This is a genomic window from Pseudomonas sp. MRSN 12121 (assembly GCF_000931465.1).
Classification (GTDB): domain Bacteria; phylum Pseudomonadota; class Gammaproteobacteria; order Pseudomonadales; family Pseudomonadaceae; genus Aquipseudomonas.
The window spans coordinates 13,603-39,298 of record NZ_CP010892.1; the positions used below are offsets into that span (position 1 = coordinate 13,603).

Sequence of the window (25,696 nt, forward strand, 5' to 3'; positions counted from 1 at the left end):
TTGCGGGCATTGCCCGCCTCTAAAAAGCGCCCTCCCGAACAATCCCTGGCCAGGATGTCAGAAGAACTCTAATTGTGGATAAGTTCAGCGGCGACTGCCGCCAGGTCGTCAAAAATCAAGGTGCCTGCCGGTAGGGGTTTCCCCAGGGTCTTTTCGCCTTTCCCGGTCTTTACCAACACTGGCTGAGAGTCGACGGCTTTTGCGGCTTCCAGGTCACCGAGACTGTCGCCCACAAACCAACAACCCGCGAGATCCACCTGGTAGTGCCGGGCGATGGTCTGCAACATGCCGGGCTTGGGTTTGCGGCAGGCGCAACCTTCGTCCGGACCATGCGGGCAGTAAACGATGAGGCCGAGTTCGCCGCCCTGCTCGGCCACCAGCGCGCGCAGGCGCTGGTGCATGGCCTCGAGGGTGGCGACATCGTAGTAACCGCGAGCGATGCCCGACTGGTTGGTAGCGACCGCTACCGTCCAGCCGGCCTTGCTCAACTGCGCGATCGCCTCGACCGAGCCGGGGAGCGGAATCCACTCTTCCACCGATTTGATGTAAGCGTCGGAGTCGTGATTGATCACCCCGTCCCGATCGAGAATCAGCAGTTTCAACGTCATCAGCTCAGTACGGAAATGTCGGCAATATTGAGGAACAGCCCGCGCAGGCGGGCCAACATGGCATAGCGGTTCTTGCGCACGTTGAGGTCCTCGGCATTGATCATCACGGCTTCGAAGAAGGCGTCGACCGGCTCGCGCAGGCTGGCCAGGCGCGCCAGCGCCTCGGCGTAGTCACGCTGGGCCATCAGAGGCTTGACGGCGTTTTCCGCTTTCACGATGGCCGAATTGAGAGAGAACTCCTTGGCGTCGGCGAACAGGCCCGGATCGACATCGGTGAAAATGGTCGGCTCGGCCTTGCTGATCAGGTTCGACACACGCTTGTTCACCGCCGCCAGCGCCTCGGCTTCCGGCAGCTTGCGGAAAGCCTGCACCGCCTGTACGCGCTGGTCGAAGTCCAGGGCGGAGCCCGGCTTCAGGGCACGGACCGACAGGTAGGTGGCGACATCCACGCCTTCGTCTTCGTAACGGGCACGCAGGCGGTCGAAGATGAACTCCAGCACCTGGTCGGCCAGGCCGGCGCTCTTGACCTTGCTGCCGAACGCGCTGACGGCGAACGCCACGGCTTCGGTCAGGTCCAGGTCGAGCTGCTTGTCGATCAGGATGCGCAGCACGCCCAGGGCGGCACGACGCAGGGCGTACGGGTCCTTGCTGCCGGTTGGCAGCATGCCGATGCCGAAGATGCCGACCAGGGTATCGAGCTTGTCGGCGATGGCCACCGCGGCACCGGTAACGGTGCTGGGCAGTTCGGCGCCGGCGCCACGCGGCATGTACTGCTCGTTCAGCGCCAGGGCGACGTCTTCCGGCTCGCCGTCATTGAGGGCGTAGTAGTAGCCGGCGATGCCTTGCATTTCCGGGAACTCGCCGACCATTTCGGTGGCCAGGTCGCACTTCGACAGCAGGCCCGCGCGCGCGGCACGCTGGGCGTCGCCGCCGATGCGCGGGGCGATGAAGGCGGCCAGTTTCGACACGCGCTCGGCCTTGTCGTAGACGCTGCCCAGCTTCTCCTGGAACACCACGTTCTGCAGGCGCTGGTTGAAGTCTTCGAGCTTCTGCTTCTTGTCCTGCTTGAAGAAGAACTCGGCGTCGGTCAGGCGTGGGCGAACGACTTTCTCGTTACCCTCGATGATCTGGCGCGGGTCCTTGCTCTCGATGTTGGCCACGGTGATGAAGCGCGGCAGCAGCTTGCCGTCGACGTCCAGCAGGCAGAAGTACTTCTGGTTGTCCTGCATGGTGGTGATCAGGGCTTCCTGCGGCACTTCGAGGAAACGCTCCTCGAACGAGCACACCAGCGGCACTGGCCATTCCACCAGGGCGGTGACTTCGTCCAGCAGGTCGGCCGGCACGATGGCGGTGCCTTCCTGCTTGGTCGCCAGTTCTTCGGTGCGCTTGCTGATCAGCTCGCGACGCTCGGTGGCGTCGGCCAGCACGTAGGCGGCACGCAGGTCGGCCAGGTAGTTGGCCGGCGAGGTGATGCGCACGCTCTGCGGGTGATGGAAGCGGTGGCCGCGGGAATCGCGACCGGCTTTCTGGGCGAGGATGGTGCAGTCGATGACTTCATCGCCCAGCAGCATCACCAGCCATTGGGTCGGACGCACGAATTCTTCCTTGCGCGCGGCCCAGCGCATGCGTTTCGGAATCGGCAGGTCGTTCAGCGAGTCTTCGACGATGGTCGGCAACAGGCTGGCGGTCGGCTTGCCCTTGATGCTCTGGCTGTAGCGCAGCTTCGGCCCGCTCTGGTCGATTTCGCTCAGGTCCACGCCACATTTCTTGGCGAAACCCAGGGCGGCCTGGGTCGGGTTGCCTTCGGCATCGAAGGCGGCCTGGCGCGGCGGGCCGTCGAGGTTGATGCTGCGATCCGGTTGCTGGGTCGCCAGGCCGGTGATCATCACCGCCAGGCGGCGCGGCGCGGCATAGACATGCTTGGCCTCGAAGTTCAGGCCGGCGGCCTGCAGGCCTTTCTCGATACCGCCCAGGAAGGCTTCGGCCAGGGTGTTCAGGGCTTTGGGTGGCAGTTCTTCAGTGCCCAGTTCAACCAGAAAATCTTGCGCACTCATTGTGCCGCCTCCAACTTAGCCAACACTTCATCACGCAGGTCCGGGGTCGCCATCGGGAAGCCCAGCTTGGCGCGCGCCAGCAGATAGGCTTGCGCGACGGAACGCGCCAGGGTGCGCACACGCAGGATGTACTGCTGGCGCGCGGTCACGGAGATGGCGCGACGGGCATCCAGCAGGTTGAAAGTGTGCGAGGCCTTGAGGACCATTTCATAGCTCGGCAACGGCAGCGGCTGGTCCAGCTCGATCAGGCGCTTGGCTTCGCTTTCATAGAAATCGAACAGTTCGAACAGCTTCTCGACGTTGGCGTGTTCGAAGTTGTAGGTCGACTGCTCCACTTCGTTCTGGTGGAACACGTCGCCGTAAGTGACCTTGCCGAACGGGCCGTCGGCCCAGACCAGGTCGTACACCGAGTCCACGCCCTGCAGGTACATGGCCAGGCGTTCCAGGCCATAGGTGATCTCGCCGGTCACCGGGTAGCACTCGATGCCGCCCGCCTGCTGGAAGTAGGTGAACTGGGTCACTTCCATGCCATTGAGCCAGACTTCCCAGCCCAGGCCCCAGGCGCCGAGGGTCGGCGATTCCCAGTTGTCTTCGACGAAGCGGATGTCGTGCACCAGCGGGTCGAGGCCGACGTGCTTGAGCGAGCCCAGGTACAGTTCCTGGAAGTTCTCCGGGTTCGGCTTCAGGACCACCTGGAACTGGTAGTAGTGCTGCAGGCGGTTCGGGTTTTCGCCGTAGCGGCCGTCAGTCGGGCGACGACTGGGCTGCACATAAGCGGCGTTCCAGGTTTCCGGGCCGATGGCGCGCAGGAACGTGGCGGTATGGAAAGTGCCGGCGCCTACTTCCATATCGTAGGGCTGAAGTACCACACAACCTTGCTCGGCCCAGTATTGCTGGAGGGCGAGGATCAAGTCTTGGAAGGTACGCACGGCTGGCGTAGGCTGGCTCACGAAATTCACCTGTTACTTGGGCTGCGATTTAAAGAGCGGGAGTATACCCGATTCAGTTGTGCGCACGCCCACTGGAGCCTTATGCCACGCTGCTTTTGGTGCAACGAAGATCCCCTGTACATGGCGTACCACGATCAGGAGTGGGGCGTGCCGCTGCGCGATGCACAGCGCTTGTTCGAGTTGTTATTGCTCGAAGGGTTCCAGGCCGGCCTCTCCTGGATCACCGTCCTGAAGAAGCGCGAGCGTTATCGCCAGGTGCTGTTCGGCTTCGATGTGCAGCGGGTGGCGCAGATGAGCGACGCCGAAATCGATGAGTTGATGCTCGATCCGGGGATCATCCGCAATCGGCTGAAACTCGAGGCCGCCCGACGCAATGCCCAGGCCTGGATGGAGCTCGAAGACCCGGTGGCCTTTCTCTGGTCGTTCGTCGACGGGGTGCCCAGGATCAATCATTTCAAGGATCGCAGCGAGGTCCCGGCGGTGACTGCGCAAGCCGAGGCGATGAGCAAGGGGCTGAAAAAGGCCGGCTTCACCTTTGTCGGGCCGACCATCTGTTATGCGCTGATGCAGGCGTCGGGCATGGTCATGGATCACACCCGCGACTGCGATCGCTACGCCATCCTCGCGAACGCCCGCTAGAATAGCCGCCTTGCGACGAGGTTCATGACCCGGATATCAGGAGTCACCTGTGGAAAAGTTTAAAGGCGCCCTGCTGGTAGGCGCTCTGCGATTGTTCGCCCTGCTGCCCTGGCGCGCGGTGCAGGCAGTCGGTTCGGCCATCGGCTGGATCATGTGGAAGACCCCCAACCGGTCCCGCGACGTGGTGCGGATCAACCTGGCCAAATGCTTTCCGCAGATGGATGCCGCCGAACGCGAGCGTTTAGTCGGACAGAGCCTGAAAGATATCGGCAAGTCCCTGACCGAGAGCGCCTGCGCCTGGATCTGGCCGGCCGAGCGCTCCATCGCCCTGGTGCGTGAAGTCCAGGGTCTGGAAGTGCTGCAAGAGGCCCTGGCCTCGGGCAAGGGCGTGGTCGGCATCACCAGCCACCTGGGTAACTGGGAAGTGCTCAACCACTTCTATTGCAGCCAGTGCAAACCGATCATTTTCTACCGCCCGCCGAAGCTCAAGGCGGTGGACGACCTGTTGCAGAAGCAGCGGGTCCAACTGGGCAACCGCGTGGCGCCGTCCACCAAGGAAGGCATCCTCAGCGTCATCAAGGAAGTGCGCAAGGGTGGTGCGGTGGGCATTCCCGCCGACCCGGAACCGGCCGAATCCGCTGGGATCTTCGTGCCCTTCTTCGCCACTAAGGCGCTGACCAGCAAGTTCGTGCCGAACATGCTGGCCGGCGGCAAGGCGGTCGGGGTGTTCCTGCATGCGCTGCGCCTGCCGGACGGTTCGGGCTACAAGGTGATCCTGGAAGCCGCACCCGAGGCGATGTACAGCACCGATACCGAAACCTCCTGCGCGGCGATGAGCCAGGTGGTGGAGCGCTATGTCGGGGCCTATCCGAGCCAGTACATGTGGAGCATGAAACGCTTCAAGAAACGTCCGCCCGGCGAAGAGCGCTGGTACTGACCCGCCTGGCACGATCTGTGGATAACCAAGGGTCCAAGGTTATCCACAGAGCCTGAAGCAGAGCACGACCTATCTATGCCCGATTCGCGCCAATCCCTGAGGATCAAGATCCAGCATGACAGTTTCGGCGAATGCCTGGGGCAGACGCGCAACCTGTCCGCCAGCGGGGTCTATGTCAGGCACCCGATGCTGGCGGCGCTGCCCAAGGGCGCGGTGGTCTACGGCCAGGTGCAAGGCCTGCCGATGAACGCGCCGCGAGTGAAGATGGAAGTGGTGCAGGTGGATGCCGAGGGGATCGGCCTGCGTTATCTCTGATCCCGACTCCGACTCCGACCCCGATCCTGTAGCCGCTGCCGAGCGGGCGAGGCTGCGATCGACCGCGAAGCGGTCGTAAACCAGGCGCCGCAATCTGCCAGATAATCCTGGCGTGCAGGTCCAGCGAGGATTGCGTCCTCGTACGCAGCCTCGCCCGCTCGGCAGCAGCTACGATCAGTCTTTGGCCTGGCGTTCCAGCTTCTTGAGGAACACCGTCATTTCCTTTTCCGCCTGCTTGTCGCCATGCCCGCGGGCCGCTTCCAGGCCCTGCTCCCAGGCCTGGCGCGCCGCCGGATAGTCCTGCAGCCCCTGGTAAGCCTTGCCCAGCAGCTTCCACGCCGCCGAGTACTTGGGGTCGAAACCGACGCAGCGTTGCAGATGCTCGGCGGCCTTGGCGTATTCGTTCAGGTCCAGGTAACCCTTGCCCAGGCCGAAGCGCAGCAGAGCGTTATCCACACCCTTGGCGAGCATTTTTTCCAGGGAATCGAGCATGAGGTCACCTTGAGATGTAGGAGCGAGGCTTGCCCGCGATGACGCCAGTATCCACAACGCAGATCCCGAATCAGAAGAAGCTCAACCCCACGTGGAACAGCTTCTCCACATCGCGGATATGTTTTTTATCCACAAGGAACAGAATCACGTGGTCGCCGGCCTCGATCACCGTGTCGTCGTGGGCGATCAGCACTTCCTCGTCGCGGATGACCGCGCCGATGGTGGTCCCCGGCGGCAATGAGATGTTCTCGATGGCGCGACCGATCACCTTGCTCGACTTGGCATCGCCATGGGCCACGGCCTCGATGGCCTCCGCCGCGCCACGGCGCAGCGAGTGCACGCTGACAATATCGCCGCGGCGCACGTGGGCCAGCAGGGTGCCGATGGTGGCCAGCTGCGGGCTGATGGCGATGTCGATGTCGCCGCCCTGGATCAGGTCGACATAGGCCGGGTTGTTGATGATGGTCATCACCTTCTTCGCCCCCAGGCGCTTGGCCAGCAGCGAGGACATGATGTTGGCCTCGTCGTCGTTGGTCAGGGCCAGGAAGATATCCGCGTCGGCGATGTTCTCTTCCATCAGCAGGTCGCGGTCCGAGGCGCTGCCCTGCAGGACCACGGTACTGTCGAGGTTGTCCGAGAGGTGCCGGCAGCGCGCCGGGTTCATCTCGATGATCTTCACCTGGTAACGGCTTTCGATGGCTTCGGCCAGGCGTTCGCCGATCTGCCCGCCGCCGGCGATGACGATGCGCTTGTTGGATTCGTCGAGGCGGCGCATCTCGCTCATCACCGCGCGGATATTGGCCTTGGCGGCGATGAAGAACACTTCGTCGTCGGCCTCGATCACCGTGGTGCCCTGGGGCAGGATCGGTCGGTCGCGGCGGAAGATCGCGGCGACGCGGGTGTCGACGTTGGGCATGTGCTCGCGCAACTGGCGCAGTTGCTGCCCCACCAGCGGCCCGCCGTAATAGGCCTTGACCGCCACCAGCTGGGCCTTGCCTTCGGCGAAGTCGATCACTTGCAGGGCGCCGGGGTGTTCGATCAGGCGCTTGATGTAGTTGGTCACCACCTGCTCGGGGCTGATCAGCACGTCGACCGGAATCGCTTCGTTGTCGAACAGGCCGGCGCGGGTCAGGTAGGCCGCTTCGCGGACCCGGGCGATCTTGGTCGGGGTGTGGAACAGGGTGTGGGCGACCTGGCAGGCGACCATGTTGGTTTCGTCGCTGTTGGTCACCGCGACCAGCATGTCGGCATCGTCGGCGCCGGCCTGGCGCAGCACCGTTGGGAACGATGCGCGGCCCTGCACGGTACGGATGTCCAGGCGGTCGCCGAGGTCGCGCAGGCGATCGCCGTCGGTATCCACCACTGTGATGTCGTTGGCTTCGCTGGCCAGATGCTCTGCCAGGGAACCGCCCACCTGCCCGGCGCCGAGGATGATGATTTTCATCCAGTCACTCCCTTAAAACCGTTTAGCCGCGTGCTGCGGCGATCTTGATCAGCTTGGCGTAGTAGAACCCGTCGTGGCCGCCCTCTTGCGCCAGCAACTGGCGCCCGTGGGGCTGCTTCAAGCCGGCCGCAGGCTGCCCCAGTTGCCCGGCAATGTCCAGCTCGCGAGCCCCCGGGGTACGGCCCAGGAAGGCCTCGATCACCTCGGTGTTTTCGGTCGGCAGGGTCGAGCACGTGGCGTACAGCAGGATGCCGCCGACTTCCAGGGTCGACCACATGGCGTCCAGCAGTTCGCCTTGCAGGGTGGCCAGGGCGGCGATGTCGTCTGCCTGGCGGGTGAGCTTGATGTCCGGGTGGCGACGGATCACCCCGGTGGCCGAACACGGCGCGTCGAGCAGGATGCGCTGGAACGGCTTGCCGTCCCACCACGCGGCGGTATCGCGGCCGTCGGCGGCGATCAGTTCGGCGTCCAGGCCCAGGCGGTCGAGGTTCTCCCGCACGCGCACCAGGCGTTTGGCTTCCAGGTCCACCGCCACCACGCCGGCCAGCGCGGGCTGGACTTCGAGGATGTGGCAGGTCTTGCCGCCGGGGGCGCAGCAGGCGTCCAGCACCCGCTGGCCCGGCGCCAGTTCCAGCAGTTCGGCGGCCAGTTGCGCGGCTTCGTCCTGCACGCTGATCCAGCCTTCTGCGAACCCCGGCAGGTTGCGCACGTCGGTTGCTTCAGCGAGCACGATGCCGTCCTGGCTGTAGACGCAAGGCGTGGCGGCGACGCCGGCCTCGCCCAGCAGTTTCAGGTAGGCGTCGCGGGCATGATGACGCCGGTTGACCCGCAGGATCATCGGCGGGTGGGCGTTGTTGGCGGCGCAGATGGCTTCCCATTGCTCGGGCCAGAACGCCTTGAGGGACTTCTGCAGCCAGCGCGGATGGGCGGTGCGTACCACCGGGTCGCGCTCCAGTTCGGCGAACAGCGCCTCGCTCTCGCGTTGGGCGCGGCGCAGCACGGCATTGATCAGGGCCTTGGCCCAGGGCTTTTTCAGCTTGTCGGCGCAACCCACGGTCTCGCCGATGGCGGCATGCGCGGGCACGCGGGTGTAGAGCAACTGGTAGAGGCCCACCAGCAGCAGCGCCTCGACGTCGGCGTCGGCCGCCTTGAACGGCTTCTGCAGCAGCTTGGCCGCCAGCGCCGCCAGCCGGGGCTGCCAGCGCGCGGTGCCGAAGGCCAGGTCCTGGGTGAGGCCGCGATCGCGCGCTTCGACCTTGTCCAGCAGGGTCGGCAACGAGCTGTTGAGCGAGGCTTTGCCGGTGAGGACCGAAGTCAGGGCCTTGGCAGCGGCCAGGCGCGGGTTCATTGGGCGTCCGCCGCTTGGCCGAGCACGGTGCCGGTGGCGAACTTCTCGCGCCGGCTGTTGAACAGGTCGCTGAAGTTCAGCGCCTTGCCGCCGGGCAATTGCAGGCGGGTCAGGCACAGCGCCTGCTCGCCGCAGGCGACCAGCAGGCCGTCCTTGCTGGCGTCGAGGATGGTCCCCGGTATGCCCCGGCCTTCGGCGAGGTGGGCGGCCAGCACCTTCAGGGCTTCGCCGTTCAGGGTGCTGTGGCAGATCGGCCAGGGGTTGAAGGCGCGTATCAGGCGCTCCAACTCCACCGCCGGGCGGCTCCAGTCGATCCGCGCTTCGTCCTTGTTCAGCTTGTGGGCGTAGGTGGCCAGGCTGTCGTCCTGCACTTCGCCTTGCAGGGTTCCCGCGGCGAGGCCGGCGATGGCCTGCACCACGGCGGGCGGGCCGATTTCGGCGAGGCGGTCATGCAGGCTGCCGCCGGTGTCATCGGCGCTGATCGGGGTGCTGACTTTCAGCAGCATCGGCCCGGTGTCCAGGCCGGCTTCCATGCGCATCACGGTCACGCCGCTTTCGGCGTCGCCGGCTTCCACGGCGCGCTGGATCGGCGCCGCCCCGCGCCAGCGTGGCAGCAGCGAAGCATGGCTGTTGATGCAACCCAGGTGCGGAATATCCAGCACCGCCTGCGGCAGGATCAGGCCATAGGCGACCACCACCATCAGGTCCGGCTTGAGCGCCGCCAGCTCGGCCTGGGCCTCGGCATTGCGCAGGGTCGGCGGTTGCAGCACAGGAATGGCGTGTTCCACGGCCAGCTGCTTGACCGGGCTTGGCATCAGTTTTTGCCCGCGGCCGGCCGGCCGGTCCGGCTGGGTGTAGACCGCGACGATCTCGTAGGGGCTGGCGAGCAGGGCCTTGAGGTGTTCGGCGGCAAATTCCGGAGTGCCGGCAAAGACGATGCGCAGTGGCTCAGTCATGGGAATTCTCGATGGTAAACATGCGGAAAAGAAAAAGGCTTGCCGTGGCAAGCCTTTGCAAGACGGTCATCAAGCCTGCTGGCGGTGCTGCTTTTCCAGCTTCTTCTTGATCCGGTCACGTTTGAGCGTGGATAGGTAATCGACGAACAATTTGCCGTTGAGGTGGTCGCATTCGTGCTGGATGCACACCGCGAGCAGGCCTTCGGCGATCAGTTCGTAAGGCTGGCCGTCGCGGTCCAGGGCCTTGATTTTCACGCGCTGCGGACGATCCACGTTCTCGTAGAAGCCCGGTACCGAGAGGCAGCCTTCCTGGTACTGGCCCATCTCGTCGGTGAGCGGTTCGAACTCGGGGTTGATGAATACCCGTGGCTCGCTGCGGTCTTCGGACAGGTCCATGACCACGATGCGCTTGTGCACGTTGACCTGGGTGGCGGCCAGGCCGATGCCGGGTGCCTCATACATTGTTTCAAACATGTCGTCGACCAACTGGCGCACTTCGTCGTCCACTACGGCCACCGGTTTGGCGATAGTGCGCAGGCGCGAGTCGGGGAATTCGAGGATGTTCAAAATGGCCATAAGCGTAATTGCTACACGTGTGAAGTAAATTCGGAGTCGGAGGCCTTAGGGGTCGAGGACCGGGCAACCGGTGTAAAACGCGCTCGATTCGGAGCAGGGAGCGCACAGGCTCTGGCGTTTCACGCGAGTGCACATGATAAAGGGATTCACCGCATGAGGAAATCACTACTCGCCTTGCTGCTCGTGGGCTGGACCGGCATCGGCCAGGCCCAGGTGGCGCTCCGCGAGGATTATCCACAGCGCTATACGGTGGTGGCGGGCGACACCCTGTGGAGCATCGCCAGCCGCTATCTGCGTGATCCCTGGCAGTGGCCGGCGCTGTGGCAGGCCAATGCCGGGCTCGCCGATCCCGACCTGATCTACCCCGGCGACTCCCTGACGCTGACCCGGGTCGACGGCCAGCCGCGCCTGAATCTTGCGCGAGCCGCTTCGCGCGGCACGATCAAGCTCTCGCCCGAGGTACGCCGCACGCCGCTGGCCGAGGCGATCCCGAGCATTCCGTTGCAGGCCGTCGAGAGTTTCCTGCTGAGCAACCGCATCCTCGACCGGGCCGATGCCTTCGACCACGCGCCCTATGTGGTGGCCGGCGATGCCGAGCGGGTGCTCAGCGGCACCGGCGACCGTATTTTCGCCCGCGGCCGTTTCGACCCGGAGCCGTCGACCTACGGCATCTTCCGTCGGGGCAAGACCTACACCGACCCCGGCAGCGGCGAGGTGCTGGGGATCAATGCCGACGAGATCGGCGGTGGCGAGGTGGTCGCGGTCGAGGGCGATATCGCCACCCTGCGCTTGCTGCGCACCACCCAGGAAGTGCGGCTGGGCGACCGCTTGTTCGGCAGCGAGCCGCGCACCCTCGACCCGGCCTTCGTTCCCAGCCCGCCGAGCCGGGCGGTCGAGGGGCTGATCATCGACGTGCCGCGCGGGGTGAACCAGGTCGGCGCGCTGGACGTGGTGACGCTGAACAAGGGGCGGCGCGACGGCCTGGCCCAGGGCAATGTGCTGGCGGTGATGAAAACCGGCGAAACCGTGCGTGACCGGGTGGCTGGCGGCGAAGTGAAGATGCCCGACGAACGGGCCGGCCTGCTGATGGTCTTCCGGACCTACGACAAGCTCAGCTACGGCCTCGTGCTCAGCGCTTCGCGCTCGCTGGCGGTCATGGACAAGGTACGCAATCCGTAAAATCCTCAACAAGTTACCAACAGACTTATCCACAGCTTGTTCCTGCTGCTGGCGCACTTATAACGATCAAGGATGATCCCCATGTCGCAGCCTGTCCGGGCGTCGGTTTCCCCTGCGGAGCTGGAAGCCCGTCTACGTTTGCACCGTTTGCCGGAACTGGGCCCGAAACGTTTCCAGGTGCTGCTCGAAGCCTTCGGTTCGGCCTCCCGCGCCATCAGCGCACCGGCCAGCGCCTGGCGGGCCCTGGGCCTGCCGGCGCTGGCCGCCGAGTCGCGGCGCAGCGTCCAGGTGCGCGAGGGCGCCAGCCATGCACTGGCCTGGCTAGAGCGTCCCGGCCAGCATTTACTGATGTGGGACCAGCCGGATTACCCGGCACTGCTCAATGAAATCGCCGATGCGCCGCCGCTGTTGTTCGTCGCCGGCGATCCGCGTCTGCTGGAGAAACCGCAGTTGGCAGTGGTGGGCAGCCGCCGCGCATCACGGCCCGGCATGGACACCGCCGCGGCGTTTTCCCGCAGCCTGGCCGCGGCCGGTTTTGTCATCACCAGCGGCCTGGCGCTGGGGATCGATGGCGCGGCGCACCAGGCTGCGCTGGAAGTCGGCGGGCAGACTGTCGGCGTGCTGGGCACCGGCCTGGAAAACTTTTATCCACAGCGCAACCGGCGCCTGGCCGAGGCCATGATCGCCCAGGGCAGCGCGGTGGTTTCCGAGTTCCCGCTGGAGACCGGCCCCCAGCCCGGCCACTTTCCCCGGCGCAACCGGATCATCAGCGGCCTGTCCCTGGGCGTGCTGGTGGTCGAGGCCAGCGTTGCCAGCGGTTCGCTGATCACCGCCCGGCTCGCCGCCGAGCAAGGACGCGAGGTGTATGCGATACCCGGGTCGATCCATCACCCCGGCGCCCGGGGTTGTCATCAACTGATTCGCGACGGCGCGGTGCTGGTGGAAACCATCGAGCACATCCTCGAGGCCCTGCGTGGCTGGCAGCGGTTGCCGTTGGTCGGCGACCCGCCCGAAGCCTTGCCGGCTCACCCGCTGCTGGCGCTGTTGCACGCCGCGCCGCAGACCAGCGAAGGCCTGGCCACGACCAGCGGCTGGACGTTGCCCAGGGTATTGGCGGCGCTCACCGAACTGGAGCTGGAAGGCCGCGCGGTATGCGAAAGCGGTCGTTGGTTTGTCCGGGTAAAAAGCTAGGTTTTACAGGCAGTATCGGTAAACTGCGCACAGCATTAATCCGGAGAATCAGCAATGGTCAGCAGTTGGCGTGTGCAAAAAGCCGCACGAGAAATTCGCGCAGGGGCGGTGATTGCCTATCCAACCGAAGCGGTCTGGGGGCTGGGGTGCGACCCGTGGAACGAAGAGGCGGTGGACCGCTTGCTGGCCATCAAGTCGCGGTCCGTGGACAAGGGCCTGATCCTGATCGCCGACAACATCCACCAGTTCGATTTCCTGTTCGAGGACTTCCCGCAGGAATGGATCGACCGCATGGCCAGCACCTGGCCGGGGCCCAATACCTGGCTGGTGCCCCATCAGGACCTGTTGCCGGAATGGGTCACCGGGGTCCATGACACCGTCGCGCTGCGGGTCAGCGACCATCCGCTGGTGCGTGAACTGTGCGCGCTGGTCGGGCCGCTGATTTCCACCTCGGCCAACCCCCAGGGCCGCCCCGCCGCGCGCACGCGGCTTCGCGTCGAGCAGTATTTCCGCGGGCAACTGGACATGATCCTGGGCGGCAGCCTGGGCGGGCGCAAGAACCCGAGCCTGATCCGCGACCTGGTGACCGGCAGGATCGTCCGCCCAGCCTGAAACCGCGTCGGCCTTCATCGCGGGCAAGCCCTGCTCCTACAGGTTCGCGTCGTACCACGATGATGTGTACGACATTGCTTCTGTAGGAGCGAGCGGGCGGCGATCCGACTTGCCCGCGATGCATTCGCTCAGACGACGCAGGGTTTACGGCAACAGAATGGTCGACCCCGTGGTCCGGCGCGCCGCCAGCTCGGTCTGCGCCTGCGCCGCTTCGGTCAGCGGGTAGCGCCGGCCGATCTCGATCTTCAGCTGGCCGCTGGCGACCAGGGCGAACAGGTCGTCGGCCATGGCTTGCAGGTTTTCGGCGTTGTTGGCGTAGGCCGCCATGGACGGCCGCGTGACATACAGCGAGCCCTTGGCCGCCAGGATGCCCAGGTTGACCCCCTCCACCGCGCCCGAGGCGTTGCCGAAGCTGACCATCAGCCCCCGCGGTTGCAGGCAGTCCAGCGAAGTCAGCCAGGTGTCCTTGCCGACACCGTCGTAGACCACCGGGCACTTCTTGCCGTCGGTCAGCTCCAGCACGCGCTTGGCCACGTCTTCATGGCTGTAGTCGATGGTTTCCCAGGCGCCGAGGGATTTCGCCAGGGCGGCCTTTTCCGGCGAACTGACGGTACCGATCAGCTTCACGCCCAGGGCCTTGGCCCACTGGCAGGCAATCAGCCCGACGCCGCCGGCCGCGGCGTGGAACAGCACGGTTTCGCCGCCCTTGAGCGGGTAGGTCTGGCGCAGCAGGTACTGCACGGTCAGGCCCTTGAGCATCATGCCGGCGGCCTGCTCGAAGCCGATGCTGTCCGGCAGGTGCACCAGATTGTCGGCCGGCAGCACATGCACATCGCTGTAGGCCCCCAGCGGTCCGCTGCCGTAGGCCACGCGGTCGCCGACCTTGAAGCGGGTCACGGCGCTGCCCACGGCCTCGACCACGCCGGCCCCCTCGGCGCCCAGGCCCGAAGGAAGGGCCGGTGGCGAATAAAGGCCGCTGCGGTAGTAGGTATCGATGAAGTTCAGGCCGATGGCCTTGTTGCGCACACGGACTTGCTGCGGGCCCGGCTCGGCGGGCTGGTAATCCACATACTCGAGCACTTCCGGGCCGCCATGGGCACGAAACTGGATACGCTTGGCCATCTGCACTCTCTCCTTGGTCGTGTCGTGAAAGTGCCTTATCGGACTCCTATGCTTGACCGTCGTCAACTGCGACCGGCCCTCGCGCAGTGTTATGCTACGCGCCCCGTTTGCGCAGGCCCGCTGGCTGTACCCCCGGCGCCGCGTAGCTTTGCCCGATTCAAGGTGATGCCATGACTACCCGCACCGAGGCCGTGAAAGCCTATCTGCTCGACCTGCAAGACCGCATTTGCGCTGCCCTGGAAGCCGAAGATGGCGGTACGCACTTCGTCGAGGACGCCTGGACCCGGCCGGCCGGCGGTGGCGGGCGCACCCGGGTGATCGCCGACGGCTCGCTGATCGAGAAAGGCGGCGTCAACTTTTCCCATGTATTCGGCAGCGGCCTGCCGCCTTCGGCCAGTGCCCACCGTCCCGAACTCGCCGGCCGTGGTTTCGAGGCGCTGGGCGTGTCGCTGGTGATCCACCCGCACAACCCGCATGTGCCGACCTCCCACGCCAACGTGCGCTTCTTCATCGCCGAGAAGGCGGGCGAAGAACCGGTCTGGTGGTTCGGCGGCGGTTTCGACCTGACCCCCTACTACGGCAACGAGGAAGACTGCGTGCATTGGCACCGGGTGGCCGAAAAGGCCTGCGCGCCGTTCGGCCCGGAGGTCTACCCGCGCTACAAGGCCTGGTGCGACAGCTACTTCCACCTCAAGCATCGCAACGAGCCACGGGGCATCGGCGGCCTGTTCTTCGACGATCTGAACGAGTGGGACTTCGACACCAGCTTCGCCTTCATGCGGGCCATCGGCGATGCCTACCTCGAGGCCTACCTGCCGATCGTGCAGCGCCGCAAGGCCCAGGCCTACACCGAGAAGCAGCGCGAGTTCCAGGAGTTCCGCCGTGGCCGCTATGTCGAGTTCAACCTGGTCTACGACCGCGGCACGCTGTTCGGCCTGCAATCGGGCGGACGCACCGAGTCGATCCTGATGTCCCTGCCGCCGCAGGTACGCTGGGGCTATGACTGGAAGGCCGAGCCGGGCAGCGAAGAAGCCCGCCTTACCGAGTACTTCCTGCAGGACCGCGACTGGCTGGCGGGCTCCGCTTAAAGCCCCGTCGGCGACAGAACAGTGACCGCGCATCTTGCCACCGGCAAGGCGCGCATGAGGGGTTTAGTGGATGGATCAGTACGTCGTTTTTGGTAACCCGATCGGCCATAGCAAGTCGCCGCTGATTCATCGGCTGTTCGCCGAGCAGACGGCTCAGCGCTTGAGCTACACCACTCAGCTGGCGCCCCTCGACGATTTCACCGGCTGTGCCCGCGCCTTCTTCATCGACGGGCGCGGCGCCAATGTCACCGTGCCGTTCAAGGAAGAGGCCTATCGCCTGGCCGACAGCCTGACGGCCCGCGCCGAGCGCGCCGGTGCGGTGAACACCTTGAGCAAGCTCGCCGACGGCAGCCTGCTGGGCGACAACACCGACGGCGCCGGCCTGGTGCGCGACCTGACGGTCAACGCCGGCTTCAGCCTCAAGGGCAAGCGCATCCTGCTGCTGGGCGCTGGCGGCGCGGTGCGTGGCGCGCTGGAACCGCTGTTGGCGGAGCAGCCGGCCTCGGTGATCATCGCCAACCGCACGGTGGAAAAGGCCGAGCGGCTGGCCGAACTGTTCGACGACCTGGGGCCGGTGTCCGCCAGCGGCTTCGACTGGTTGCGCGAGCCGGTGGACCTGATCATCAACGCCACCTCGGCCAGCCTCACCGGCGATGTGCCGCCGATTGCCGCCAGCCTGATCGAACCGGGCCAGACGGTCTGCTACGACATGATGTACGGCAAGGAGCCGACGGCCTTCTGCCGCTGGGCCAGCGAGCACGACGCGGCAGTTTCCCTGGATGGCCTGGGCATGCTCGCCGAACAGGCGGCGGAGGCGTTCTTCCTGTGGCGCGGCGTGCGCCCGGACACCGCGCCGGTGCTGGCCGAACTGCGGCGCCAGCTGGCGCTCTGACAGATCGCGTCATCGTTCATCGCGGGCAAGTCGGATCGCCGCCCGCTCGCTCCTACAGGTCCTCTGATTGTTCATCTATTCGGTGTACGACCCGGATCTGTAGGAGCGAGGCTTGCCCGCGATGGGGTCGCCGCTGTAACCGCGCTGTAACCCGTGATCAATCCTCAAAACGGATCGGGCATTGCTCCGTGCCTTCGAGCTTGCGCAATTCCTCGACCACCGACGTCCGCGCACGGCGCAGGGTCAGGCTGCGGTTCTGGCGCAGCAGGCGGCGGGCTTCCTGGTGCAGCATGGTGACCCCGGAATAGTCGATGAAGTTGATCTGTCGGGCGTCGATCACCAGGCGCGGGGCTTGGCAGCGCTGGATGCGCACCTGCAGGTAGTGGCTGGCGCCGAAAAAGATCGAGCCGCCCACCCGCAGGACGTCTTCGTCGCCTTCACGCGTATGCTGCACCCGCGGCTGCGAGGTGCGCTTTAAGTAGAAGAACAGCGACGCCAGGACCCCGGCGTAGATCGCCGTCTGCAATTCCAGCAGCAAGGTGGCGACACAGGTCAGGCTCATCACCACGAACTCGGCGCGGCTGACCCGGTACAGCGCGCGAATGCCGTGATAATCCACCAGCCCCCAGCAGATCAGCAGGATGCTGCCGGCCATGGCCGGGATCGGGATATGGGCGATCAGCCCCGCCCCGGCCACCGCGAACAGGGCCACCCACAGCGCCGAGAACACCCCGGCCAGGGGCGAACAGGCGCCGGCTTCGTAGCTCAGCCCGGAGCGGGTGAAAGAGCCGGACGACAGGTAGCCGGAGAAGAACGCGCCGGCGATGTTCGACAGGCCCTGGGCGCGGACTTCCTGGTTGGCGTCGAGCAACTGCTCGGAGCGCGCCGACAGCGAGCGGGCGATCGACAGGCTGGTGACCAGCCCCAGCATGCCCACCGCCACGGCGCTGGGCAGCAGCCGCAGGATCATGTCCAGGTCCAGCGGTAGCGGGCTGAACGGCGGCAGCCGCCCGGTAAAGGCGCTGACCAGCTGCACCTGGCCGAACATCGCCGGCCACAGCCACACCACCAGGGCGCTGAGCACCAGGGTGATCAGCAGCGACGGCCAGCGCGGCGCCAGAAGCTTGAGGAGCACGCCGACGACCAGCGTTCCCAGGCCCAGGAGCAGCGAGGGCCTGTCCACCGCATCGAGGTGGGCGTACAGCGAGGTCAGGCTGTTCAGCGCCGTGGCCTCGCTCGGCAGGTCCAGGCCCAGCAGGTTGGGTAGTTGCCCGAGGGCGATCACCACGGCGGCGCCGAGGGTGAAGCCGAGCACCACCGAATGGGACACGAAGTTCACCAGCGCGCCGAAGCGCAACAGCCCCAGCAGCCACTGGAACACTCCCGCGAGCAGGGTCAGCAGCAGGATCAGGGTGATGTAGTCCTGGGACGCAGGCACCGCCAAGGGGCTGACGCTGGCGTAGAGGACGATGGAGATCGCCGCGGTCGGCCCGCCGATCAGGTGCCAGGAAGAGCCCCACAGGCAAGCGATCAGGACCGGCACGATGGCCGCGTACAGGCCGTACTCCGGCGGCAGGCCGGCGATCAGCGCATAGGCGATGGATTGCGGCAGCGCGAGGATCGCCCCGCTCAGGCCGACCAGCAGGTCGCGGCCGACGCTGGCGCGGGTCTGCCGCGGCAGCCAGCTCAGGAACGGCAGGAGTGAATGGCGATCGGGCCAGGCCATGGGTCCTCGCGGTCGGCGTGTTCGGGGGCGTCAGGGTAAAGCATTGCCGCAGGTGCTTGTAGGAGCGAAGCTTGCTCGCGATGCAGGCGACGCGGTCCTTCAGAGGGACCGCGTCCGCAGGTTCTAGGGCTACTGCGTAGCCCATCGCGGACAAGCCTCGCTCCTACATACGGGCTTGCACGGCTGGCAGGGCCTCCTTGCCGTCGCGGGTCTTCACCCCGTCCAGCCATTTTTCCAGCACCGCCGGGTTGGCCTTGATCCAGGCTTTGGCCGCCTCGGCGTTGCTGAGCTTCTTGTTGGCCACCTCGGCCATGATGCTGTTCTCCAGGTCCTGGGTGAAGCTCAGGTTGGTCAGCAGCTTGCCAACGTTCGGGCAGGCCTGGGCATAGCCCTTGCGGGTCAGGGTGTAGACGCTGCCGGTGTCGCCGAAGTATTTCTCGCCGCCCTTGAGGTAGTGCATTTTCAACTGCACGTTCATCGGGTGCGGGGTCCAGCCGAGGAACACCACGAACTTCTGCCGTTTCACCGCCCGCGAGACTTCCGCAAGCATCGCCTGCTCGCTGGACTCGATCAGCTTCCACTGGCCGAGGTCGAATTCGTTCTTCTTGATGATCTCCTGCAACGACAGGTTGGCCGGGGCCCCGGAGCCGATGCCGTAGAGCTTCCTGTCGAACTTGTCCGCCTGCGGGTTGAGATCGTTGAAGTCATGCACGCCAGCGTCCCAGACGTAATCGGGCACCGCCAGGGTGAACTCGGTGCCGTCCAGGTTCTTCGCCAGCTGGGTGACCTCGCCGTTGGCCACGAACTTGTCGTAGAAGCCCTGTTGCGCCGGCATCCAGTTGCCCAGGAACACATCCACCTGGCCGTCCTTGAGCCCGCCGAAGATGATCGGCACCGCCAGGGTGTCGACCTTGGCCTTGTAGCCCAGGCCCTCGAGCAGAAAGCCGGCGATGGCATTGGTGGCGGCGATGTCGCTCCAGCCCGGGTCGGCCATCTTCACGGTCTCGCAACCCTGCTCGGCCCAGGCCAGGGCCGGGATGGCGGCGCTGCCCAGCGTCAGCCACGCGACAGCCATGCTTGTGGATAACTTTTGCATGATGTTCCCCTTAGGTTTTATTGGTTTTGGCAGGGTTGTGGATAACGGGCCTTGCGCTCCAGATCGTCGAGGTCGATATGGTTGCGCATGTATTGCTGGCTGGCGTCGACCAGCGGCTGGTGGTCCCAGCTCTTCAGCTTGCCGCGGCTCAGCGCGTCGGCGACGAAGCGACGGCGGCGCTGGCTGGCGAGTACTTGTTGGTGGATGGCCGGAATGTCCCATCGGGCCCGGGCTTCGCGAAGAAAATCCTCGAACAGGGGGCGATATTGCGGCGATTGGCCGAGGTCCTCGCGCTCGTGCGGGTCGTTGGCGACATCGAACAGCAGGCACGGGTCGTCTTCGCTGTAGATGAACTTGTAGCGGCCGCGGCGAATCATCATCAGCGGGCCGACTGTGCCTTCGGCCATGTATTCGCCGAAGACTTCGTCGTGCCCGCCCTGCCCTTGCAGGTGCGGCACCAGCGAACGGCCGTCCAGCGCCAGGCCCGGTTGCAATTCTCCGCCGGCCAACTCCACCAGGGTCGGCAGCAGGTCGGCGGTCGAGACGGCCTGGCTGACGCGGCCGGCAGCGAATTGCCCCGGCGCGCTGATCAGCAGCGGCACCCGCGCGGCCATTTCGAACCAGTGCATTTTGTACCAGAGGCCGCGCTCGCCGAGCATGTCGCCGTGATCGCCGGAGAAGATGACGATGGTGTCGTCGAGCAGCCCGGTTTCCTCCAGGGTTTCCAGGAGTTTGCCGACGTTGCTGTCGATGTAGCTGCAAGCGCCGAAATAGGCGCGCCGCGCGTCGCGGATCTTGTCCACTGGCAGCGGTTTGTCCCACAGGTCGTAGACCTTGAGCAGGCGCTGGGAGTGCGGGTCGAGATCGCCCTGGGGCGGCGTCTGCGGCAGCGGGATGTCCGCGTCGCGGTAGAGGTCCCAGAACGCCTTGGGAATGGTGTAGGGATCGTGCGGGTGGGTCATCGACACGGTCAGGCAGAACGGCCGGTCGCCGTCTTCACGCACATGGTCGAACAGGTATTGGCGGGCCTTGAACACCACCTCTTCGTCGAAATCCAGCTGGTTGGTGCGCACGCACGGCCCGGCTTGCAGCACCGAGGACATGTTGTGGTACCAGCTCGGGCGCACGTCCGGTTCGTCCCAGTTCACCGCCCAGCCATAGTCGGCCGGGTAGATATCGCTGGTCAGGCGTTCCTCGTAGCCGTGCAACTGGTCCGGGCCGCAGAAATGCATCTTGCCCGAGAGCGCGGTGCGGTAGCCCAGGCGGCGCAGGTAATGGGCATAGGTCGGGACGTCGGCGGGAAACTCGGCGGCGTTGTCGTAGGCGCCGATCTTGCTCGGCAACTGCCCGCTGACCAGGGTGAAGCGCGACGGGGCGCACAACGGGCTGTTGCAGTAGGCGGCGTCGAATACCACGCCTTGCGCGGCGAGGCGGCCCAGGTGCGGCAGCTGGATGGGCGACGGACCGTAGAACGGCAACAGTGGCGCGGCCATCTGGTCGGCCATGATGAAAAGAATGTTCTTGCGCTTCATCTATTCGCGGCATTCCATAGTAGGAAGTTATGGGAAAGTGCTGCGATCGAGCATGTAACCCGCGCCTTTTGTGGTAAAGCCCCCGTGCGGCAATGACTAGGATAAGTGCAGCTTATGTATGAAGCCCTTGGCGACCTGTCTTTGGACCTGTTCCGCGTATTCGAGGCGGCGGCGCGCCAGCGCAGCTTTACCGCCGCCGCGGTGGAGCTGGGCACCACCCAGCCCGCCATCAGCCAGCAGATCAAGCGGTTGGAGGAGCAACTCGGCACCCGGCTGTTCGACCGCATCTATCGCGGCATCGAACTGACCGAGGCCGGCCATCTGCTGTTCGAGCAGGTGCAGGCCGGTTTGCAGAGCATCGACAGCGGCCTGAGCGCCATCACGGCCCAGCATCAGCATGAGGTGCTGCAAGTGGCTACCGATTTCGCCTTCGCCGCCTATTGGCTGATGCCGCGCCTGCATCGCTTCCACGCGGCCAACCCGCAGGTGGATGTGAGCCTGGTCTCCAGCGAGCGCAGCCACAACATGCTGCGCACCGATATCGATGTGGCGGTGCTGTTTGGCGATGGCCGTTTCAGGCAGGGCGAAAGCCACTGGCTGTTCAGTGAGGAAGTGTTTCCGGTGTGCAGCCCGCTGTTGCTCAAGGAGCGGCCATTGCCCTTGCCCGCCGGCATGCTGCTGGAGTTTCCCTTGCTGCACCTGCGCGGCGAAAGCAGCAGTCACTGGTTCGACTGGAGCGGCGTATTCCGCGAGCTGGGGATCGCCACCCCGCCGGCACCGGGGCAACTGCGTTTCGACAACTACACCCTGCTGATCCAGGCGGCGATCGGCGGCCAGGGCGTGGCCATCGGCTGGCGCCACTTGGTGGATGACCTGCTGGCGCAAGGCCTGCTGTGCCGGCCGATCAGCGAAACTGTGATCTCCCGCTACGGCTACTACGTGGTCCTGCCCCAGCGCAAACGGCGCGGGCCGCTGATCCAGCGCTTCTTCGACTGGTTGATGGCCGAACAGGCGGACAGCGCCCAGTCGCTCAAGGGGGTGTCGCTGCCCTCCATCGCCCTGTAGACGCAGCCGGAGCCTCAGCCTTGGGCGAGCGTATCGACGAACTGCACGTGCTCGCGCAGGTGCAGGTTGAGGCGCAATTCGTCGTTGATGCCGATGGCCACGCCGTTGAGGCGCCGCAGGGGTTCGGCGAGCCCCGGTTCGAGGCTGCTGCTCACCTGGTTGAAGTGCTCGATACCCAGCCCGGGCAGGCCGGCTGGAGCGTTGACCAGGGTCCAGTCCAGCGGGCTGGCGTGCAACGCGGCGAGTATCTCCTGGGCGACTTCCCGGGGCAGGCTGGCAGCGGGCGCCGGATTCGGATTGTCGAGGACGGCGAAGTCTCCCACCAGGATCAGGCGCCGGATCGCGGCGGCCTGCAGGCCTGCGACCAGCGCCGCCACGGCGCGTGCCTGGTCCTGCGGCGCGCAGGCCTGCCCCGCTGTGACGCTGCCGGGCAGTTGCGGTGCGTCCAGCAGGCAGATCACCGCCGAGCTGCCGGCGACGCTGCGTTTCACCTGCTGCGGGTCGAACAGGCTGCCGCCCTTGGTGCGCAAGCCGGGACGCGGCGCCAGAGCGGTAAGGTCGTCGAGGATGGCGATGACTTCGTGCTGGCGCCGCAGGCTTTCAGCCATCAGCGCGCTGCCCAGGCTGCTCATGGCGCCGTAGAGCACCAGCTTGACCGCTGGGGTTTCAGCATTTTTCATGGCTTGGCTCGTTTCTTTACACTGTCTGGGTTATGACCCGGGGGCTGTCGCCAGGGTTCGACTTTGTCACGAGGGATTGCATGCAACGCATCAAGGGCTATCACGCCCACGTCTATTTCGACGCCGACACCATCGATCAGGCCCGTGCCCTGTGCGAGCAGGCGGCGCAGTTGTTCCCGCTGCAAATGGGCCGGGTGCATGAGCGCCCTGTCGGGCCGCATCCGGACTGGAGCTGCCAGCTGGCATTCGAGCCGCAGTACCTGGGCGTGGTGCTGCCGTGGTTGGCGCTCAACCGCAACGGGCTGGTGGTGTTCCTGCACCCGGATACCGGCGACGATCTGAAGGATCACACGGAGCATGCGGTGTGGATGGGGGCGGTCAGGCCGCTGGACCTGTCGATTTTCTGAGCGGTTGGTCCGTAGGGGCGAGCGGGCCGTGTCGGCCCTATCGCACGCAAGCTGTGCTCCTACAGGGTGGGGGATCAGTACAGCACGTTATCCAGGATCTCGTAGACGATCCCGGTGCCTACCGCGATCAGCACGATATCGGCGCCCATGCGCCGCCATTCGTAGCCCTGGTAATACGGCAGGTGCGCCAGGGCGCGGTTGTCCAGGCGCTCGCCGTAGTAGCCGCGAGGCAAGGGCTGGCCGCGTACCAGCAGGACGCCGCGGGGCGGCGGCGCGCCACGCACGAAGTAGGCGTGGTTGTCGCGAATGACCTCGCGCACCGGCCCGAAGTCCCGTGGCGGGCCGCCCCGACGATCGGCCTGCGGGCCGCGATGTTCGTCGCCACGGTTATCCCCGCGATAGTCCCTTCGGTCGTCGTAGCGACCCTGCTGCGGGCCGCCGCGATCGTGGTCGTCACGTGGGTCCGCGAGCGCATGCAGCAGCGGGCTGGCGCCGAGCATCAGCACGCCGAGGCCGGCGATCAGGCGTTTGGGCATTTTCATGGGATTTACCTCAGGCACGAACAACAAAAAGGGGCTCGGAACCTGGTTCCGAACCCCTGGGTCTTGCTGCTTAGTCTGTGGCTGGCGAGGCTAATTCCTCTGTATCAGGAACTTTACCCTCAGCTGACACGCGCCTGACGTACCCCTTCGGCCAGCGAGGCACAGAGGCTCAAGACGCCGTCCACCGCCTGCTCCGGGCTGGCGGCATTGGCGATCTGGTCGATCAGCGCCGAGCCCACCACCACCCCGTCGGCCAGGCGCGCGATGGCCGCGGCCTGCTCCGGGGTGCGGATGCCGAAGCCGATGCTGATCGGCAGCTCGGTGTGGCGTCGCAGGCGGGTCACCGCCTCTTCCACGTGCTCCAGGGTGGCGGAACCGGCCCCGGTCACACCGGCCACGGAGACGTAGTAGACGAACCCCGAGCTGCCGTTCAGCACTTTCGGCAGGCGCGCGTCGTCGGTGGTCGGCGTGGTCAGGCGGATGAAGTCGATGCCGGCGGCCTGGGACGGGTCGCACAGCTCGGCGTTGTGCTCGGGCGGTATGTCCACCACGATCAGGCCGTCGACCCCGGCTTCCTTGGCTTCGGCGATGAAGCGCGGCACACCGTAGTGGTGGATCGGGTTGAAGTAGCCCATCAGCACCAGTGGGGTCTGGTCGTTGCCGGCGCGGAACTCGCGAACCATCTGCAGGGTTTTCGCCAGGTTCTGCTTCGCCGCCAGGGCGCGGATGTTGGCCAGCTGGATCGCCGGGCCGTCGGCCATCGGGTCGGTGAAGGGCATGCCCAGTTCGATCACGTCGGCGCCGGCGGCCGGCAGGCCCTTGAGGATCGCCAGGGAGGCATCGTAGCCAGGGTCGCCGGCGGTGACGAAGGTCACCAGGGCGGCGCGGTTCTGTTGCTTGAGTTCGGCAAAGCGCGTTTGCAGGCGGCTCATCAGTGTTTCTCCTGCTGGGACTGTTGCATGTGGTGCATCACGGTTTGCATGTCTTTGTCGCCGCGGCCCGAGAGGTTGACCACCATCAGGTGATCCTTGGGCAGGTTCGGCGCGCGTTTGAATACTTCGGCCAGGGCGTGGGCGCTTTCCAGGGCCGGGATGATGCCTTCCAGGCGGCAGCACTGGTGGAACGCGGCCAGGGCTTCGTCGTCGGTCACCGAGGTGTATTCGACGCGGCCGATATCGTGCAGCCAGGCGTGCTCGGGGCCGATGCCTGGGTAGTCGAGGCCGGCGGAAATCGAGTGGGCGTCGATGATCTGGCCATCGTCGTCCTGCAACAGGAAGGTCCGGTTGCCGTGCAGCACGCCGGGCAGGCCGCCGTTCAGGCTGGCCGCATGCTTGCCGGTCTCGATGCCGTAGCCGGCGGCTTCGACGCCGATGATCTGCACGCTCTGGTCATCGAGGAACGGGTGGAACAGGCCCATGGCGTTCGAGCCACCGCCGATGCAGGCCACCAGGCTGTCGGGCAGGCGGCCTTCCTGGGCTTGCAACTGGTCGCGGGTTTCCTTGCCGATCACGGCCTGGAAGTCACGGACCATCGCCGGGTAAGGGTGCGGGCCGGCCACGGTGCCGATCAGGTAGAAGGTGCTGTCGACGTTGGTCACCCAGTCGCGCAGGGCTTCGTTCATCGCGTCCTTCAGGGTGCCGGTGCCGGCGACCACCGGGATCACCTCGGCGCCCAGCAGTTTCATGCGGAACACGTTGGCCTGCTGGCGCTCGATGTCGGTGGTGCCCATGTAGATCACGCAGTCCAGGCCGAAGCGCGCGGCCACGGTGGCGGTGGCCACGCCGTGCATGCCGGCGCCGGTCTCGGCGATGATGCGTTTCTTGCCCATGCGCCGGGCCAGGAGGATCTGGCCGATGCAGTTGTTGATCTTGTGCGCGCCGGTGTGGTTCAGCTCTTCGCGCTTGAGGTAGATCTTGGCGCCGCCGCAGTGCTCGGTCAGGCGCTCGGCGAAATACAGCGGGCTGGGACGACCGACGTAGTCGCGCTGGAAGTAGGCCAGTTCCTTGAGGAATTCCGGATCCTGCTTGGCCGCTTCGTATTCGCGGGCCAGGTCGAGGATCAGCGGCATCAGGGTTTCAGCGACGTAGCGGCCGCCGAACGCGCCGAACAGGCCGTTGGCGTCAGGGCCGTTGCGCAGGTTGGTCTGGGTCATTGGAGCGCTCCCGGTGAGTCGTGAAGAGGGTCGATGCGTGGCATGACAATGGCGTCCACTCTACCCCTGACGCCCGAGGCTGAAAACCGATAA

Annotated in this window: 26 protein-coding genes; 10 read left to right on the plus strand and 16 right to left on the minus strand. The window is 65.6% G+C overall.

From position 1 onward, the window contains the following. Positions 1-68: 68 nt before the first annotated feature. The 3 genes from gmhB to glyQ are packed head-to-tail and all read right to left on the minus strand — an operon-like array spanning position 69 to position 3,612. The gene (gmhB, locus tag TO66_RS00055; protein WP_171820083.1) at positions 69-608 is read right to left on the minus strand and encodes a D-glycero-beta-D-manno-heptose 1,7-bisphosphate 7-phosphatase; all 540 of its coding nucleotides are present in this window, start codon (positions 606-608) and stop codon (positions 69-71) included. Beyond that, positions 608-2,662 (minus strand): glycine--tRNA ligase subunit beta, encoded by a 2,055-nt coding sequence (gene glyS, locus TO66_RS00060; RefSeq protein ID WP_044460390.1) that lies wholly within the window; start codon positions 2,660-2,662, stop codon positions 608-610. Before glyS ends, gmhB begins: the two co-directional genes overlap by 1 nt. Then, positions 2,659-3,612 (minus strand): glycine--tRNA ligase subunit alpha, encoded by a 954-nt coding sequence (gene glyQ / locus TO66_RS00065; protein ID WP_003177094.1) that lies wholly within the window; start codon positions 3,610-3,612, stop codon positions 2,659-2,661. Before glyQ ends, glyS begins: the two co-directional genes overlap by 4 nt. Before the next feature lie 81 nt (positions 3,613-3,693). Here glyQ and TO66_RS00070 point away from each other — a divergent pair, with 81 nt between their 5' ends. The 3 genes from TO66_RS00070 to TO66_RS00080 all read left to right on the plus strand — a co-directional run bounded on the left by TO66_RS00070 (position 3,694) and on the right by TO66_RS00080 (position 5,503). Beyond that, a complete protein-coding gene (locus TO66_RS00070; RefSeq protein ID WP_044460391.1) occupies positions 3,694-4,251 on the plus strand; it encodes a DNA-3-methyladenine glycosylase I in 558 nt (185 codons plus the stop codon). 49 nt (positions 4,252-4,300) lie between these two features. After that, positions 4,301-5,188: a lysophospholipid acyltransferase gene (locus tag TO66_RS00075; protein WP_044460392.1), complete on the plus strand. Its 888-nt coding sequence runs from the start codon at positions 4,301-4,303 to the stop codon at positions 5,186-5,188. 75 nt (positions 5,189-5,263) lie between these two features. Next, the gene (locus TO66_RS00080) at positions 5,264-5,503 is read left to right on the plus strand and encodes a PilZ domain-containing protein (protein ID WP_044460393.1); all 240 of its coding nucleotides are present in this window, start codon (positions 5,264-5,266) and stop codon (positions 5,501-5,503) included. 174 nt (positions 5,504-5,677) lie between these two features. Here the strand turns inward: TO66_RS00080 and TO66_RS00085 are convergent, their stop codons facing one another. From TO66_RS00085 to def, 5 genes are all read right to left on the minus strand, one after another. After that, the gene (locus TO66_RS00085) at positions 5,678-5,995 is read right to left on the minus strand and encodes a tetratricopeptide repeat protein (protein ID WP_044460394.1); all 318 of its coding nucleotides are present in this window, start codon (positions 5,993-5,995) and stop codon (positions 5,678-5,680) included. 70 nt (positions 5,996-6,065) lie between these two features. Further along, positions 6,066-7,439, minus strand: coding sequence for a Trk system potassium transporter TrkA (gene trkA, locus TO66_RS00090; RefSeq protein ID WP_044460395.1), 1,374 nt, complete (start codon positions 7,437-7,439; stop codon positions 6,066-6,068). A 22-nt stretch (positions 7,440-7,461) separates the two neighbouring features. Continuing rightward, entirely contained in the window at positions 7,462-8,787 is a 1,326-nt protein-coding gene (gene rsmB, locus TO66_RS00095) for a 16S rRNA (cytosine(967)-C(5))-methyltransferase RsmB (RefSeq protein WP_044460396.1), read from the minus strand. Further along, positions 8,784-9,743, minus strand: coding sequence for a methionyl-tRNA formyltransferase (fmt, locus tag TO66_RS00100; protein ID WP_044460397.1), 960 nt, complete (start codon positions 9,741-9,743; stop codon positions 8,784-8,786). The genes rsmB and fmt overlap by 4 nt, the downstream gene beginning before the upstream one ends. A gap of 69 nt (positions 9,744-9,812) precedes the next feature. Next, complete coding sequence (def, locus tag TO66_RS00105; protein ID WP_009046227.1) at positions 9,813-10,319, minus strand: peptide deformylase; 507 nt, start codon at positions 10,317-10,319, stop codon at positions 9,813-9,815. A gap of 153 nt (positions 10,320-10,472) precedes the next feature. On the opposite strand from def, the gene TO66_RS00110 reads away from it, so the two are divergent. The 3 genes from TO66_RS00110 (at position 10,473) to TO66_RS00120 (ending at position 13,301) form a co-directional block, all read left to right on the plus strand. Next, a complete protein-coding gene (locus TO66_RS00110; protein WP_044460398.1) occupies positions 10,473-11,498 on the plus strand; it encodes a LysM peptidoglycan-binding domain-containing protein in 1,026 nt (341 codons plus the stop codon). A gap of 81 nt (positions 11,499-11,579) precedes the next feature. Next, complete coding sequence (gene dprA, locus TO66_RS00115; RefSeq protein WP_044460399.1) at positions 11,580-12,689, plus strand: DNA-processing protein DprA; 1,110 nt, start codon at positions 11,580-11,582, stop codon at positions 12,687-12,689. 54 nt (positions 12,690-12,743) lie between these two features. Then, positions 12,744-13,301 carry an L-threonylcarbamoyladenylate synthase gene (locus TO66_RS00120; protein WP_044460400.1) on the plus strand — a complete coding sequence of 186 codons (558 nt, stop codon included), beginning with the start codon at positions 12,744-12,746 and terminating at the stop codon, positions 13,299-13,301. A 144-nt stretch (positions 13,302-13,445) separates the two neighbouring features. Here the strand turns inward: TO66_RS00120 and TO66_RS00125 are convergent, their stop codons facing one another. Continuing rightward, positions 13,446-14,423, minus strand: coding sequence for a quinone oxidoreductase (locus TO66_RS00125; RefSeq protein ID WP_044460401.1), 978 nt, complete (start codon positions 14,421-14,423; stop codon positions 13,446-13,448). 170 nt (positions 14,424-14,593) lie between these two features. Here TO66_RS00125 and hemF point away from each other — a divergent pair, with 170 nt between their 5' ends. Continuing rightward, a complete protein-coding gene (gene hemF / locus TO66_RS00130; RefSeq protein ID WP_044460402.1) occupies positions 14,594-15,511 on the plus strand; it encodes an oxygen-dependent coproporphyrinogen oxidase in 918 nt (305 codons plus the stop codon). Between the two features lie 70 nt (positions 15,512-15,581). After that, the gene (gene aroE, locus TO66_RS00135) at positions 15,582-16,403 is read left to right on the plus strand and encodes a shikimate dehydrogenase (RefSeq protein WP_044460403.1); all 822 of its coding nucleotides are present in this window, start codon (positions 15,582-15,584) and stop codon (positions 16,401-16,403) included. 157 nt (positions 16,404-16,560) lie between these two features. Here the strand turns inward: aroE and TO66_RS00140 are convergent, their stop codons facing one another. The 3 genes from TO66_RS00140 to betC all read right to left on the minus strand — a co-directional run bounded on the left by TO66_RS00140 (position 16,561) and on the right by betC (position 20,757). Further along, complete coding sequence (locus TO66_RS00140) at positions 16,561-18,129, minus strand: SulP family inorganic anion transporter (protein ID WP_044460404.1); 1,569 nt, start codon at positions 18,127-18,129, stop codon at positions 16,561-16,563. 163 nt (positions 18,130-18,292) lie between these two features. Then, entirely contained in the window at positions 18,293-19,225 is a 933-nt protein-coding gene (gene choX / locus TO66_RS00145) for a choline ABC transporter substrate-binding protein (RefSeq protein ID WP_044460405.1), read from the minus strand. A gap of 17 nt (positions 19,226-19,242) precedes the next feature. Further along, positions 19,243-20,757 (minus strand): choline-sulfatase, encoded by a 1,515-nt coding sequence (betC, locus tag TO66_RS00150; RefSeq protein ID WP_044460406.1) that lies wholly within the window; start codon positions 20,755-20,757, stop codon positions 19,243-19,245. 114 nt (positions 20,758-20,871) lie between these two features. Between betC and TO66_RS00155 the strand changes: the two genes are divergently transcribed. After that, positions 20,872-21,822 (plus strand): choline sulfate utilization transcriptional regulator, encoded by a 951-nt coding sequence (locus TO66_RS00155; RefSeq protein ID WP_044460407.1) that lies wholly within the window; start codon positions 20,872-20,874, stop codon positions 21,820-21,822. A 14-nt stretch (positions 21,823-21,836) separates the two neighbouring features. Here the strand turns inward: TO66_RS00155 and TO66_RS00160 are convergent, their stop codons facing one another. Continuing rightward, positions 21,837-22,502, minus strand: coding sequence for an NAD(P)-dependent oxidoreductase (locus tag TO66_RS00160; protein WP_044460408.1), 666 nt, complete (start codon positions 22,500-22,502; stop codon positions 21,837-21,839). 80 nt (positions 22,503-22,582) lie between these two features. Here TO66_RS00160 and TO66_RS00165 point away from each other — a divergent pair, with 80 nt between their 5' ends. Then, entirely contained in the window at positions 22,583-22,909 is a 327-nt protein-coding gene (locus TO66_RS00165) for a DOPA 4,5-dioxygenase family protein (RefSeq protein WP_044460409.1), read from the plus strand. A gap of 74 nt (positions 22,910-22,983) precedes the next feature. Here TO66_RS00165 and TO66_RS00170 read toward each other — a convergent pair whose 3' ends face one another. The 3 genes from TO66_RS00170 to trpB all read right to left on the minus strand — a co-directional run bounded on the left by TO66_RS00170 (position 22,984) and on the right by trpB (position 25,603). Further along, the gene (locus tag TO66_RS00170; RefSeq protein ID WP_044460410.1) at positions 22,984-23,451 is read right to left on the minus strand and encodes an anti-virulence regulator CigR family protein; all 468 of its coding nucleotides are present in this window, start codon (positions 23,449-23,451) and stop codon (positions 22,984-22,986) included. A 119-nt stretch (positions 23,452-23,570) separates the two neighbouring features. Continuing rightward, complete coding sequence (gene trpA / locus TO66_RS00175; RefSeq protein ID WP_044460411.1) at positions 23,571-24,383, minus strand: tryptophan synthase subunit alpha; 813 nt, start codon at positions 24,381-24,383, stop codon at positions 23,571-23,573. Further along, a complete protein-coding gene (gene trpB / locus TO66_RS00180; protein ID WP_044460412.1) occupies positions 24,383-25,603 on the minus strand; it encodes a tryptophan synthase subunit beta in 1,221 nt (406 codons plus the stop codon). The genes trpA and trpB overlap by 1 nt, the downstream gene beginning before the upstream one ends. Positions 25,604-25,696 lie beyond the last annotated feature (93 nt).

Excerpts from the sequence above, each read along its gene's own strand:
- rsmB (WP_044460396.1), bottom strand. The coding sequence starts at position 8,787 with ATGAACCCGCGCCTGGCCGCTGCCAAGGCCCTGACTTCGGTCCTCACC.
- choX (WP_044460405.1), bottom strand. The coding sequence starts at position 19,225 with ATGCAAAAGTTATCCACAAGCATGGCTGTCGCGTGGCTGACGCTGGGC.
- def (WP_009046227.1), bottom strand. The coding sequence starts at position 10,319 with ATGGCCATTTTGAACATCCTCGAATTCCCCGACTCGCGCCTGCGCACT.
- TO66_RS00170 (WP_044460410.1), bottom strand. The coding sequence starts at position 23,451 with ATGAAAATGCCCAAACGCCTGATCGCCGGCCTCGGCGTGCTGATGCTC.
- TO66_RS00120 (WP_044460400.1), top strand. The coding sequence starts at position 12,744 with ATGGTCAGCAGTTGGCGTGTGCAAAAAGCCGCACGAGAAATTCGCGCA.
- dprA (WP_044460399.1), top strand. The coding sequence starts at position 11,580 with ATGTCGCAGCCTGTCCGGGCGTCGGTTTCCCCTGCGGAGCTGGAAGCC.
- TO66_RS00140 (WP_044460404.1), bottom strand. The coding sequence starts at position 18,129 with ATGGCCTGGCCCGATCGCCATTCACTCCTGCCGTTCCTGAGCTGGCTG.
- trpB (WP_044460412.1), bottom strand. The coding sequence starts at position 25,603 with ATGACCCAGACCAACCTGCGCAACGGCCCTGACGCCAACGGCCTGTTC.
- TO66_RS00160 (WP_044460408.1), bottom strand. The coding sequence starts at position 22,502 with ATGAAAAATGCTGAAACCCCAGCGGTCAAGCTGGTGCTCTACGGCGCC.
- glyS (WP_044460390.1), bottom strand. The coding sequence starts at position 2,662 with ATGAGTGCGCAAGATTTTCTGGTTGAACTGGGCACTGAAGAACTGCCA.
- TO66_RS00125 (WP_044460401.1), bottom strand. The coding sequence starts at position 14,423 with ATGGCCAAGCGTATCCAGTTTCGTGCCCATGGCGGCCCGGAAGTGCTC.
- TO66_RS00070 (WP_044460391.1), top strand. The coding sequence starts at position 3,694 with ATGCCACGCTGCTTTTGGTGCAACGAAGATCCCCTGTACATGGCGTAC.
- TO66_RS00110 (WP_044460398.1), top strand. The coding sequence starts at position 10,473 with ATGAGGAAATCACTACTCGCCTTGCTGCTCGTGGGCTGGACCGGCATC.
- TO66_RS00165 (WP_044460409.1), top strand. The coding sequence starts at position 22,583 with ATGCAACGCATCAAGGGCTATCACGCCCACGTCTATTTCGACGCCGAC.
- hemF (WP_044460402.1), top strand. The coding sequence starts at position 14,594 with ATGACTACCCGCACCGAGGCCGTGAAAGCCTATCTGCTCGACCTGCAA.
- TO66_RS00080 (WP_044460393.1), top strand. The coding sequence starts at position 5,264 with ATGCCCGATTCGCGCCAATCCCTGAGGATCAAGATCCAGCATGACAGT.
- trkA (WP_044460395.1), bottom strand. The coding sequence starts at position 7,439 with ATGAAAATCATCATCCTCGGCGCCGGGCAGGTGGGCGGTTCCCTGGCA.
- gmhB (WP_171820083.1), bottom strand. The coding sequence starts at position 608 with ATGACGTTGAAACTGCTGATTCTCGATCGGGACGGGGTGATCAATCAC.
- trpA (WP_044460411.1), bottom strand. The coding sequence starts at position 24,383 with ATGAGCCGCCTGCAAACGCGCTTTGCCGAACTCAAGCAACAGAACCGC.
- TO66_RS00085 (WP_044460394.1), bottom strand. The coding sequence starts at position 5,995 with ATGCTCGATTCCCTGGAAAAAATGCTCGCCAAGGGTGTGGATAACGCT.
- aroE (WP_044460403.1), top strand. The coding sequence starts at position 15,582 with ATGGATCAGTACGTCGTTTTTGGTAACCCGATCGGCCATAGCAAGTCG.
- fmt (WP_044460397.1), bottom strand. The coding sequence starts at position 9,743 with ATGACTGAGCCACTGCGCATCGTCTTTGCCGGCACTCCGGAATTTGCC.
- betC (WP_044460406.1), bottom strand. The coding sequence starts at position 20,757 with ATGAAGCGCAAGAACATTCTTTTCATCATGGCCGACCAGATGGCCGCG.
- TO66_RS00155 (WP_044460407.1), top strand. The coding sequence starts at position 20,872 with ATGTATGAAGCCCTTGGCGACCTGTCTTTGGACCTGTTCCGCGTATTC.